The organism is Immundisolibacter sp. (genome assembly GCF_014359565.1).
In the GTDB taxonomy this organism is placed as follows: Bacteria; Pseudomonadota; Gammaproteobacteria; order Immundisolibacterales; family Immundisolibacteraceae; genus Immundisolibacter.
Window position 1 is genome coordinate 521,946 of sequence record NZ_JACIZD010000001.1, and the last position, 12,268, is coordinate 534,213.

Genomic DNA, 12,268 nt, shown 5'->3' on the forward strand with positions numbered 1-12,268 from the left:
GTGAACCATGAGCAGGGGGAGTCATCGATGGCGATCGAGCCACTTAAAGCCGCACAGCTTTATGCGCCCTGCGCGCCGGAGCTGATTCCCTACCAGAGCACCGCCGAGGTGGCGGAGCCGGTCGACGTGGTCGGCCAGGAACGGGCGCTGGCGGCGCTGGCCTTCGGTACCGGCATCCGCCGCGACGGATACAACCTGTTCATCCTGGGCACGCCCGGCGCCGGCCGGCACGGCGTGGTGCGCCGTTTCCTCGAGCAGCGCGCGGCCAGCCAGGCAACGCCGGCCGACTGGTGCTACGTGCACAACTTCGAGCAGCCGCACCGGCCGCGCGCGCTGCGCTTCGCGCCCGGCCAGGGCAAGGGCTTTTGCGAGGCCGTGGCGCAACTGGTCCAGGATCTGCACAGCACGCTGCCCAGCGCCTTCGAGAGTGACGAATACCAGGCCCGGCGACGGGTGGTCGAGCAGGAATTCAAGGACCGCCACGAGCAGGCCATCGACGAGATCCGCGAGCGTGCCCGCGCCAAGGACATCGCGCTGATCACCACGCCGGGCGGCTTCGCCTTCGCGCCGCTGGTCAGTGGCGAAGTGATGTCGCCGGCCGCCTTCCACAAGCTGCCCGAGGAGACCCGCAAGCGCATCGAGGCCGACATCGAGCAGCTCGAACAGGAACTGGGCGAGCGGCTGCGGCGCCTGCCGCAGTGGCAGAAGGAAGCCCGCCGACGCATCCGCGAGCTCGACCACGACATGGCAATGAGCGTGGTGCAGCCGGCCTTCGCGGAACTGAAGACCGCCTTTGAGGGCACACCGGGCGTGGCTGAATACCTCGACGCCGCCTGCCGCGACGTGGTCGACAACGTTGGCGATTTCACCGCCACGCGCGAGGACGCCGCGCCGCGGCTGCCGTTCGCGCCCGAGCCGAGCTTCACCCGCTACGAGGTGAACCTGCTGATCCAGCACCCGGCCGGGCGCGGCGCGCCGGTGGTGTACGCCGACCTGCCGAACTACCCGAACCTGGTCGGGCGGCTGGATCACCAGGCCCGCTTCGGCACGCTGTCCACGGACTTCACGCTGATCAAGCCGGGCGCGCTGCACGAGGCGAACGGCGGCTACCTGCTGCTGGACGCCCTGCGCCTGCTCGGCCAGCCCTATGCCTGGGATGCCTTGAAGCGTGCGCTGCGTGCCAAGGAGCTGCGCATCGAGCTACTGGAGCGGGCGATCGGCCTGCTGACCACGGTATCGCTGGACCCGGAGCCGATTCCGCTGGACGTGACCGTGCTGCTGATCGGTGACCGCCGGCTGTACTACCTGCTGGCCGAGTACGACCCCGAGTTCGCCGAGCTGTTCAAGGTGGCAGCGGATTTCGAGGACGATCTGCGCCGCAGTCCGGACACCACGCGCGACCTGGCACGCCTGCTGGCCACGCTGGCGAGCCGGCAGGGCCTGCTGCCGTTCGGCTCGGCGGCCGTGGCGCGCGTGATCGAGCACGCCTCGCGCAGCATTGGCGACGCGCAGCGGGTCGATGTGCGCCTGAACTACCTGGGCGACCTGCTGACGCAAGCCGACTATTTCGCGCGCCAGGCCGGCGCGGCGTTGGTGCTGCCAAGCCACGTGCAGCAGGCAATCGACGCGGCGGAGCAGCGCAGCGGGCGCGTGCGCGAGCGGGTGCAGGAGGCCATCCTGCGCGACACGCTGCTGATCGATACCGCCGGCGAGCGGGTCGGGCAGATCAACGGCCTGGCGGTGCTGGGCCTGGGCGGGGTCATGTTCGGCCGGCCGACCCGCATCACTGCCCGCGTGCGGCCCGGCCAGGGCCGCGTGCTGGACATCGAGCGCGAGGTGGAACTGGGCGGCCCGCTGCACTCCAAGGGCGTGCTGATCCTGTCGAGCTTCCTGGCGGCACGCTACGCCGCCGGCGAGGCGCTGTCGCTGTCGGCCAGCCTGGTGTTCGAGCAGTCCTACAGCGGCGTGGACGGCGACAGCGCATCCTGCGCCGAGCTGTACACGCTGCTGTCGGCGCTGGCCGAGGCGCCGATCCGCCAGTCGCTGGCGGTCACGGGCTCCGTGAACCAGTTCGGCGAGGTGCAGGCCATCGGCGGCGTCAACGAGAAGATCGAGGGCTTTTTCGACATCTGCCGGGCGCGCGGCCTGACCGGCAACCAGGGCGTGCTGATCCCGGCCTCCAACGTGCAGCACCTGATGCTGCGCGCCGACGTGCGCGACGCGGTGGCCGCCGGCCAGTTCAACGTCTACGCCGTGCGCACGGTGGACGAGGGCATCGAGCTGCTGACCGGCCTGCCGGCAGGCGTCGCGGACGCCGAGGGCATTTATCCGGAAGGCAGCATCAACGGCCTGGTGTCCGACCGCCTGGCCGAGTACGCGCGCATCCGCGCCGCGCTGGTGCACGGCGGCGAGGGCAACGGCAATGGCGATATCTGAGCAACCGGCGCAGGAACGCATCCTGGTGGCGGTCGATGCATCGGCCGCCAGCCTGCTGGCGCTGGAACTGGCGGCCGACTTGGCGGCGGCGCTGCGCGCCAGCCTGGCCGGGCTGTTCGTGGAAGAAGAAGACCTGCTGCACGCCGCCGGCTTGCCGTTCGTGCGCGAGATACGCGCCCAGTCCGGGCAGGCGGCGCCGTTCACCGCCACCGACCTTGAACGCCACTGGCGCGCCCTGGCGAGCGACGCCCGCAATGCCCTGACGCGCGCCGCCCAGGCCCGCCGGATCGCCTGGAGCTTCGAGGTAGTGCGCGGCCGGGCATCGCAGGTGATGTCGGAAGCAGCCCGCAACGCGCGCCTGACTGGGCTTGGCAGCAGTGCCCGCGCGGCCAGCAGGCTCGGCTCGGTGGCGCGGGCGGCGCTGGTCGCGACCGATTCCTCCCTGCTGCTGGTGCCGCCGCAGCGGCGCCCTGGCGAGCGCTGGGTGGCCCTGGTTGATACGCCCGGCGGCGCAGCGGCCGTATTGGCGCTGGCAAGCGCATTGGCAACGACGCCGGCGGCGCCGCTGCTGCTGGTGGCGCCGTCGCTGGAAGCCTTCGGCCAGGCCGCGCTGGCCGGCACGCCCGGCGCGGCGCAGCTGCACCGCATGGCCTTGCCTGAGCTTGCCGAACTGCCGGCGCTGGTCGCCATCCTGAGTGCTCAGCGCGCGCAGGGCCTGATCCTGGCCGCGGACAGCCGCTTCGCAGACCCGGCTCAGATCGAACGCCTGGTCGCCGATGGCGGCTGGCCGGTGCTGCTGGTGCGCTGACTGCGCCCGACGCCACGCCGGACCCACGCGAGAATGACGGCCCGCAGCGCCTTGTCGCCCGCGGGCGGCGCAACACCGACGGCTATAATCGCGCCCTTTTCGGGGCCGCCCCTGAGCGGTTCAGCCGATTCCGCCACGCGAGACCGCCGGTGACCTTCCAGGACCTGATCCTTCGCCTGCAGAGCTACTGGGCACGCCAGGGCTGCGCGCTGATGCAGCCGCTCGACATGGAAGTCGGTGCCGGCACCTTTCACCCGGCCACGTTCCTGCGCGCACTTGGCCCGCAGCCGTGGGCGGCGGCCTATGTGCAGCCGTCGCGGCGGCCGACCGACGGCCGCTATGGCGACAACCCCAACCGTCTGCAGCATTACTTCCAGTTCCAGGTGGTCATCAAACCCTCGCCGCTGGACATCCAGGAGCTTTATCTGGACTCGCTGCGCGAGCTGGGCGTGGACCCGCTGGTGAACGACATCCGCTTCGTCGAGGACAACTGGGAGTCGCCGACCCTGGGCGCCTGGGGCCTGGGTTGGGAGGTGTGGCTCAACGGCATGGAGGTGACGCAGTTCACCTATTTCCAGCAGGTGGGCGGCATCGAGTGCCGGCCGGTGACGGCCGAGATCACCTATGGCCTGGAACGCATTGCCATGTACCTGCAGGGCGCAGACAGCGTGTACGACCTGACCTGGGTGGACGGCCCGCAGGGGCGCATCACCTACCGCGACGTGTACCACCGCAACGAGGTCGAGCAGTCGCACTACAACTTCGATCACGCGCCGGTGGACGCGCTGCTGGCCGGTTTTGACGCCGCCGAGCGCACCTGCCTGGCGCTGGTCGAGGCCGGCCTGCCGCTGCCGGCCTATGAACAGGTGCTCAAGGCCTCGCACAGCTTCAACCTGCTGGACGCGCGCCGCGCCATCGGCGTCACCGAGCGCGCCCGCTACATCCTGCGCGTGCGCACCCTGGCCCGCGCGGTGGCCGAGGCCTACGCCGCGCCCGCGGGGGAGGCCGCCTGATGGCCGCGCTGCTGATCGAAATCGGCACCGAGGAGCTGCCGCCGCGGTCCCTGCAGGCGCTGTCGCGGGCGTTTGGCGAGCACCTGCTCGGCGGCCTGGTCGAGGCCGGGCTCGCCGACCCCGGCGCGGCGTGCCGGGTGTTCGCCAGTCCGCGCCGGCTGGCCGTGCGCGTGGCCGACGTGCGCGATCAGGCGCCGGCGCGCGAGGTCGAACGCCGCGGCCCGGCGCTGAAGGCCGCCTTCGATGCCGACGGCCAGCCGACGCGCGCCCTGCTCGGCTTCGCGCAGTCCTGCGGCGTCGAGGTGGGCGCGCTCACGACGCTCGAAACCGACAAGGGCGCCTGGCTGGTGCACCGCCACACCCAGCCCGGCGAGGCGCTGGCGGCGGCGCTGCCGCGCCTGTTCGACGCTGCGCTCAAGGCGCTGCCGATCGACCGGCGCATGCGCTGGGGCAGCGGCGAGCACGGCGAGTTCGTGCGCCCGGTGCACTGGCTGCTGGCGCTGCACGGCGCGCAGGTGATCGGCTTCGAACGGTTTGGTCTGGCGGCCGGCAACCTCAGCCATGGCCACCGTTTTCATCATCCGCAGCCGCTGGTCGTCGACCATGCCGACCATTACGAGGCCAGCCTCGAAGCGGCGCGCGTGATCGCCGACTTCGCCGCCCGCCGCGCGCAGGTGGCCGAGTGCGTCAGCGCCGCCGCGGCGGCGCTCGGCGGCCGGGCGGTGCTGGACGAGGCGCTGCTGGACGAGGTCACCGCGCTGGTGGAATGGCCGGTGGCAGTGGCCGGCGGCTTCGACCCGGATTTTCTGCAGGTGCCGGCACCGGTGCTGATCGCCGCCATGCGCGATCACCAGAAGTACTTTCACGTGCTGGATGCAAACGGCAAGCTGCTGGCGCATTTCATCACCGTCGCCAACATCGACAGCCCCGAGCCGCAGCGGGTGCGCGCCGGCAACGAGCGGGTGTTGCGCGCGCGCCTGGCCGATGCGCGCTATTTCTGGGACTCCGACCGCCGCCAGCCGCTGATCGAGCGCAGCGCGGGTCTGGCCGGCGTGGTGTATGAACAGCGCCTGGGCACGCTGGCCGACAAGACCCTGCGCGTGGAACGCCTGGCGGGCCTGTTGGCCGGCGAGATCGGCGCCGATGCCGCGCACACGGTGCGCGCCGCGCGCCTGGCCAAGGCGGATCTGCTGACGCTGATGGTCGGCGAGTTCCCGGAGTTGCAGGGCGACATGGGTGCCTACTACGCCGACCACGACGGCGAACCGGCCGCCGTGTGCACGGCGATTCGCGAGCACTACCTGCCGCGCCACGCCGGCGACGCGCTGCCCGCCTCGCTCGAAGGTCTGGCGCTGGCGCTGGCCGATCGCCTGGACACGCTGGCCGGCATCATCGGGGTGGCCGGCACGCCGGGCGGCGACCGCGACCCCTTCGGCCTGCGCCGGGCGGCACTGGCGGTGGCGCGCATGCTGATCGAGGCGCAGCTGCCGCTCGACCTGCCGGCTTTGCTGGATGCCGCCGCCGAGCCGTTCGGCAAGCCGCAGCTGACGGCGCAGGTGTTCGAGTTCATCCTGGGTCGCCTGCCCGCCTACTACGAGGCGCAGGGCTTCAGGGTCGACGAACTGGACGCCGTGCTGAGCCTCAAACCGGGCCGGCTGCTGGATCTGGACCGGCGCCTGCGGGCGGTGGCGGGCTTTCGAAGCCTGCCCGAGGCTGGCAGCCTGATCGCCGCCAACAAGCGTATCGCGAACATCCTGGCCAAGGCCGGCGCGGAGCCTGCGAACGCCCACATCGACCCGGCGCTGTTCGAATCACCCGCCGAAACAGCGCTGCTGGACGCGCTCACCGCCTCCGAACAGGCCGCTGCACCGCTGGCGGACCGGGGCGATTACGCTGCGCTGTGCCGGCAGCTGGCCACGCTGCGCGGACCGGTGGACGCATTTTTCGATGCCGTCATGGTGATGGCCGACGATGCCGCCGTGCGGCGCAACCGCCTGGCACTGCTGGCGCAGCTGCACCGGCTGTTCCTGGCCGTGGCCGACCTGTCGCGCCTGCAGGGGTGAGTAGTGGCGTTGCCAGCGCGCCCGGCGGCGCGCGGCGCTGGCTGATCCTGGACCGCGACGGCGTGATCAATCACGACAGCGCCGACTATATCCGCAGCCCCGACGACTGGAGGCCCATCGAGGGCGCGCTCGCGGCCCTGGCGCGCCTGCACCGCGCCGGCTTCGGGCTGACGGTCGCCACCAACCAGTCGGGCATCGGCCGCGGTTATTTCGATGTCCCGACGCTGGACGCCATCCACGCCAGGATGCGCGCCGCAATCGAAGCCGCCGGCGCCCGCCTGGCCGCCATCGCCTACTGCCCGCACCGGCCCGAGGAGGGCTGTGACTGCCGCAAACCGGCCGCCGGCCTCTTGCTGCGGCTGATGGCGGAATGCGGCTTTGCGCCCGGCGACGCGCTGATGATCGGCGACGCCGCGCGCGATCTGGAGGCGGCCCGCGCCGCGGGCGTCGCCGCCCTGGTGGTCGGGCCGCAGGCGAGCGAACTTGCGGAAAGCTTCGGCGTGCCGGGTTTTGCGGACCTGGCGGCCGCCACCGACTGGCTGCTGGAGGGTCACTGGCCATGCTGACGTTTCTGCGCTCGCTGCTGTTCTCGGCCGGCATGCTGGTCACCGTCGTCGCCTGGGGTGCGCTGGTGCCGCTGGTGGCGGCGCTGCCGTTTGCCCGCCGCTACGCATTCACCCGCAGCTGGGCCATCGTCAATCTGCGCTGGCTGGAGCTGACCTGCGGTGTCCGCTACCGGGTCATCGGGCGCGAGAACCTGCCCAGCGGGCCGGTCGTGGTGCTGTCCAAGCACCAGTCGACCTGGGAGACGCTGGTGTTCCAGGAACTGTTCCCGCCGCTGGTCTGGGTGATGAAGCGCGAGCTGCTGTGGGTGCCGTTTTTCGGCTGGGGTCTGGCCATGGGGCGGCCGATCGCCATCGACCGCGGCGCCGGGCGGCGCGCGATGGAGCAGATGCTCACACAGGGCAAGCAGCGGCTGGGCGATGGCCTTTGGGTGGTGATCTTCCCCGAAGGCACCCGCATGCGCCCCGGCCAGCGCGGTCGCTATCGCCCAGGCGGCGCGCTGCTGGCGGTGCAGGCCGGCGTGCCGGTGCTGCCGGTGGCGCACAATGCGGGTGAACTGTGGGGCAAGCGGCAGTTCCTGAAGCATCCTGGCACGATCACGGTGGCGATCGGGCCGGCCATTTCAACGAAGGGGGCAGATCCTGCCGCGGTGCTGAACGATGCCGAAAGCTGGATCGAGAACACCATCGCCAGCGGTATGGAGCCGGCGCGAACAGGCCACAACTATCAATAATGTGGTTAGCGGCTCATACTCGCCGGATCAGCCGACGAGCGCGCGTGACCCTGATGTTCGGGCGCCGATCGACAAGCGCCAAACGTGCCTTTCGCGGCGGTGGGTCATGCCAAGACCTCGGGCCTGGACGCCTGCAATGTTCGTGCATTGGTGGCCTGCGACAGGCGTCGGCGACCACTGCCATGACGGGTCGTGGATCATTGGCTGGGCGGCGATGCCTGGCGGTGGGTCGATGTCCTTGGCTCGGCAGATATCGATCCGGCAAACGCGATCGGGTGATTGATCTTGCGCAATCGATCTGCTGATGTGTTGTACCGCACAGCTATCTTGGGAAGAGTCGGGTAGACTTGCCCAACGGTGATACGTGGCTCCTATGTGCCATATCCGGTTTTTTCAGTAACCTCGGGAGACTCTCATGACCAACAAAAAGCAACTGCTCGTCGCGGCCGGCCTTGCGGCGCTCAGCAGCGGCGTGCTGGCGGAAACCTTGGACGATCGCGTTTACCTTAATCTAGGACTGAGCTATACGCTTCCCGATAACGATCGAGACGGTTCATCCGTTGAGGTGGAAAACGCCCCCGGCGGATTTATCGGGGTCGGCAAAGCCATCAATGAGTGGCTGAATCTGGAACTGAACCTGAAGGGTCAGCATGCGGATCTGGACGGCGCCAGCGGCAGCTGGAAGCATTACGGAGCCACCGTCGACGGACTGTTCTTTTTCAACCGTTCCCCCGCCTTCGCCCCGTATGCGGTGGTGGGTGCCGGTGCGCTTCGGTCGGATATATCGAACGCAAAAAATAGCACCTCGCCGGTGATCGAAGCCGGCTTGGGTTTCATGCATGACGTCGACGACGATGGCGCAAAACTGCGGCTGGAAGCCCGCCACCGTTGGGATTTCGCCGATCTGAACCGGCAACCGGGCAGCGACGACAAGACGTTCAACGACTGGATCCTGATGGCCGGTGTCACCATTCCCATCGGGGCGCGTCCGCAGTCGGCCCCGGAACCGCGGCCGGTGGTCACCATGGCCGAGCCGACCCCGCCGCCGGCACCGGCACCGGCGCCGGTCACCGAGACCGTGGTGCTCAAAGGCGTCAATTTCTGCTTTGATTGCGACACGCTGTCGGGCGAGGCTCAGGCAATCCTGGACAGTGATGCCATGGCGATCGTCAAGCATCATCCGAATGCGAGCTTCGAAGTCGCCGGCCACACCGACGCAGTGGGTTCGGACGCCTACAACCTGGCTTTGTCCCAGCGCCGCGCCAGCAACGTGCGCGCGTATCTGGTGCAGCAGGGCGTGGAGCCAAGCCGCATGACTGCCGTGGGCTATGGCGAAAGCCAGCCGGTGGCCGACAACAGCACCGAAGCGGGCCGGGCCGAGAACCGCCGCGTCGAACTGCGCATCACCGAGATGCGTTGAGTCCCTTCGGCCGGGAGGTCTCCCGGCCCTGCGTTTCCCACAAAACCCGCGGCTTGCCGCGGGTTTTGTGCTTTCAGGGGTGCTCATGGCGCGCGTGCGTACTACCATCGCCGGGCCGCTGCCCGCGGCCACGTTCCGACACAACGACGAGGAGAAACCACCATGACCAGCAACACCTACGCCGGCCTGAAGGACCGCGTGGTCATCATCACCGGCGCCGGCCAGGGCATCGGCCGCGCCTATGCGCACCATTTCGCGGCGCAGGGCGCGATTCCGGTGATCGCCGAATTCAATGTCGAGGCGGGCCGCCGGGTCGAGGCCGAGGTCAAGGCCGAAGGCCGTCGGGCACTGTTCGTGCAGACCGACGTCGCCGACGAGGCATCCACGCTGGCCATGGCGCAGGCCGCGCTGGGTGCCTTTGGCCGCATCGACTGCCTGATCAACAACGCCGCCGTGTTCTCGCGCATCACCATGGCGCCGTTCTGGGAACTGCCGGTCGACGAGTGGCGGCGCGCCATGGACGTCAACATCACCGGCTCGTTCCTGTGCGCGCGGGCGGTGGTGCCCAACATGCAGGAGCGCCGCTTCGGGCGCATCATCAACATTTCGTCGGCCACCATGATCATGGGCCGCGAGAACTACCTGCACTACATCACCTCCAAATCGGCCATGGTCGGCATGACCCGCTCCATGGCGCGCGAGCTGGGCAGCTGGAACATCACCGTCAACACCTTCTGGCCGGGCGTGACCAAGACCGAGATCGAGCGCCCGTCGGTGCCCAACGAGGTGTTCGAGCGCATGACGCAGATGCAGTCGATCAAGCGCCTGACCCATACCGACGACCTGGCCCACGGCGTGATGTTCCTGTGCTCGGACGACGCCGGCTTCATCACCGGCCAGAGCCTGCAGGTGGACGGCGGCCTGACCTTCATCTGAACCTTGACCTGATCGGGGACGCCAGGCCGGTCGCCAGTCGCGCTGGCCAGCCTGCCCGGCGCGGCGGTGTTACATTTCGCCGCCTGCGCACAGCCGCCATGGCAACCGAAGCCGAACCATGCCCCGCGAACTGACCCTCGCCCTCGCCCAGATGAACTGTCTGGTCGGGGACATCACCGGCAACGTCGACAAGATCATCGAACTGTCCGCCACGGCCCGGCGCGAACACGGGGCGGATCTGGTGGTGTTCCCGGAACTGGCCCTCACCGGCTACCCGCCGGAAGACCTGCTGATGCGCCCGGAGTTCATCGAGCGCTGCGAGGCGGGCCTCGAGCGCATCCGCCGCGCGGTGGGCGGCATCGCCGTGCTGGTCGGCTTCCCGCACCTGTCCAAGGGCGAGCTTTACAACGCCGCGGCCGTGTTGCGCGACGGCGAGACGCTGGCGCTGTACCACAAGCATCTGCTGCCCAACTACAGCGTGTTCGACGAGAAGCGCTATTTCCGGTCCGGCAGCCGGCCGGCGGTGTTCGAACTCGCCGGCGTGCAGGTTGGCCTGACCGTGTGCGAGGACATCTGGGGTCCGGCGCCGATGGCGCAGTCGGTGCGGGCCGGGGCGCAGCTGGTGGTCAACATCAATGCCTCGCCGTTTCACGTCGACAAGCAAGCCGAGCGCGAGGCCGTCATCCGCGAGCGGGTGTCCACCAGTCCGGTGCCGGTGGTGTACGTGAACATGGTCGGCGGCCAGGATGAACTGGTCTTCGACGGTGGCTCGCTGGTCATGGACGCCCAGGGCCGCATCAGCCAGCGTGCACCGGCCTTCGAGGAAGGCTTGTACCTGGCGCGTTTTCGCCAGGGCCGCAGCGGTCTTGAGCCAATCCCGGGCGAGGTGGCGCAGATCGATTCTGTCGCCAGCGTGTATCAGGCGCTGGTCACCGGCGTGCGCGACTACATCGGCAAGAACCGCTTTGCGGGCGCCATCGTCGGTTTGTCCGGCGGTGTCGATTCGGCGCTCACCGTCGCGATCGCCGCCGACGCGCTGGGCGCCGAGCGCGTCCATGCCGTGATGATGCCCTCGCCCTACACGGCCGACATGAGCCTGGAAGACGCCCGCGCCGAGGCCGAGGCGCTGGGCGTGCGCTACAGCGTCATTCCCATCGCGGACGTGGCCGCCAGCGTCGAGCGGGCGCTGGCCCAGGAGTTCGCCGGCAAACCCCGCGACACGACGGAAGAAAACATCCAGGCGCGTGTGCGCGGCGTGCTGTTGATGGCGCTGTCGAACAAGACAGGCAAGCTGGTGTTGACCACCGGCAACAAGACCGAGATGGCGGTCGGTTACGCCACCCTGTACGGCGACATGGCCGGCGGCTTTGCGGTGATCAAGGACGTGCCCAAACTGCTGGTCTACACGCTGTCCCGCTACCGCAACGGCCTGTCGCAGGTCATCCCCGAACGGGTGCTCACGCGCGCACCGAGCGCCGAGCTGCGTCCCGACCAGACCGATCAGGACAGCCTGCCGCCGTACGAGGTGCTGGACGCGATCCTGGAGCTGTACGTGGAGCAGGACCGCTCGGCCGAGGACATCGCGCGCGCCACCGGCGCGAGTCTGAAAACCATCCGCGAGGTGATCGGCATGGTTACCCGCAACGAGTACAAGCGCCGCCAGGCAGCCCCCGGCGTGCGGATCAGCCAGCGCGCCTTCGGCCGCGATCGCCGTTACCCGATCACCTCCGGTTTCAAGGAGCCGCGCGGCGACTGACGCCAGGCGGACCCGGCGACGGGCGCCCAAGCTACCAAGCCCGGGCGGCTTCTGGTATAAAGACCGGCCATTTCCAGCCGGCGGTCTTGCCGGAACGGTCTTTTGGAGAGTTCCATGTCCAGGGTTTGCGAGGTCACCGGCAGGGGGCCGATGTCCGGTAACAACGTCTCCCACGCCAACAACCGTACGCGTCGGCGCTTTCTGCCCAATCTGCAGAGTCACCGCTTCTGGGTGGCAGCCGAGAAGCGCTACGTCACGCTGCGCCTGTCCTGCCGGGCCATGCGCACCATCGACAAGAAAGGCATCGAGGCCGTGCTGGCCGAGATGCGCAGCCGCGGCCTGAAGCCCTAAACCGAGACCAGAACCATGCGCGAGAAGATCAAGCTGGTGTCCACCGCCGGCACTGGGCACTTCTACACGACCATGAAAAACAAGCGCAACACGCCGGACAAGATCGAGCTGCGCAAGTTCGACCCCAAGGCGCGTGCCTACGTGGCGTACAAGGAAGCCAAGATCAAGTGAGCCGGCGCGGCCGGATG

The 12,268-nt window shown here is 69.2% G+C and carries 11 protein-coding genes; all 11 read left to right on the plus strand.

Annotated features, from left to right (window positions below):
• Nucleotides 1-27 precede the first annotated feature (27 nt).
• The 11 genes from H5U26_RS02515 (at nucleotide 28) to rpmG (ending at nucleotide 12,251) form a co-directional block, all read left to right on the plus strand.
• Nucleotides 28-2,436, plus strand: a complete 2,409-nt coding sequence (locus H5U26_RS02515) for an ATP-binding protein (RefSeq protein WP_290616318.1) — start codon at nucleotides 28-30, stop codon at nucleotides 2,434-2,436.
• On the plus strand, nucleotides 2,423-3,244 hold the full coding sequence (locus H5U26_RS02520; protein WP_290616319.1) for a universal stress protein: 822 nt from the start codon (nucleotides 2,423-2,425) through the stop codon (nucleotides 3,242-3,244). Before H5U26_RS02515 ends, H5U26_RS02520 begins: the two co-directional genes overlap by 14 nt.
• Nucleotides 3,245-3,393: 149 nt before the next feature.
• Nucleotides 3,394-4,257 carry a glycine--tRNA ligase subunit alpha gene (gene glyQ, locus H5U26_RS02525; protein ID WP_290616321.1) on the plus strand — a complete coding sequence of 288 codons (864 nt, stop codon included), beginning with the start codon at nucleotides 3,394-3,396 and terminating at the stop codon, nucleotides 4,255-4,257.
• Nucleotides 4,257-6,320 (plus strand): glycine--tRNA ligase subunit beta, encoded by a 2,064-nt coding sequence (gene glyS, locus H5U26_RS02530; RefSeq protein WP_290616323.1) that lies wholly within the window; start codon nucleotides 4,257-4,259, stop codon nucleotides 6,318-6,320. Before glyQ ends, glyS begins: the two co-directional genes overlap by 1 nt.
• Entirely contained in the window at nucleotides 6,317-6,886 is a 570-nt protein-coding gene (gmhB, locus tag H5U26_RS02535) for a D-glycero-beta-D-manno-heptose 1,7-bisphosphate 7-phosphatase (RefSeq protein WP_290616325.1), read from the plus strand. Before glyS ends, gmhB begins: the two co-directional genes overlap by 4 nt.
• Nucleotides 6,880-7,617: a lysophospholipid acyltransferase family protein gene (locus H5U26_RS02540; protein WP_290616327.1), complete on the plus strand. Its 738-nt coding sequence runs from the start codon at nucleotides 6,880-6,882 to the stop codon at nucleotides 7,615-7,617. Before gmhB ends, H5U26_RS02540 begins: the two co-directional genes overlap by 7 nt.
• Before the next feature lie 415 nt (nucleotides 7,618-8,032).
• Nucleotides 8,033-9,037, plus strand: coding sequence for an OmpA family protein (locus H5U26_RS02545; RefSeq protein WP_290616329.1), 1,005 nt, complete (start codon nucleotides 8,033-8,035; stop codon nucleotides 9,035-9,037).
• Between the two features lie 162 nt (nucleotides 9,038-9,199).
• Nucleotides 9,200-9,973: a glucose 1-dehydrogenase gene (locus H5U26_RS02550; protein WP_290616331.1), complete on the plus strand. Its 774-nt coding sequence runs from the start codon at nucleotides 9,200-9,202 to the stop codon at nucleotides 9,971-9,973.
• 118 nt (nucleotides 9,974-10,091) lie between these two features.
• Nucleotides 10,092-11,729, plus strand: coding sequence for an NAD+ synthase (locus tag H5U26_RS02555; RefSeq protein WP_290616333.1), 1,638 nt, complete (start codon nucleotides 10,092-10,094; stop codon nucleotides 11,727-11,729).
• Nucleotides 11,730-11,843: 114 nt separating this feature from the next.
• On the plus strand, nucleotides 11,844-12,080 hold the full coding sequence (rpmB, locus tag H5U26_RS02560) for a 50S ribosomal protein L28 (protein ID WP_068804821.1): 237 nt from the start codon (nucleotides 11,844-11,846) through the stop codon (nucleotides 12,078-12,080).
• 15 nt (nucleotides 12,081-12,095) lie between these two features.
• On the plus strand, nucleotides 12,096-12,251 hold the full coding sequence (gene rpmG, locus H5U26_RS02565; protein ID WP_068804818.1) for a 50S ribosomal protein L33: 156 nt from the start codon (nucleotides 12,096-12,098) through the stop codon (nucleotides 12,249-12,251).
• The last annotated feature ends 17 nt before the right edge of the window (nucleotides 12,252-12,268 follow it).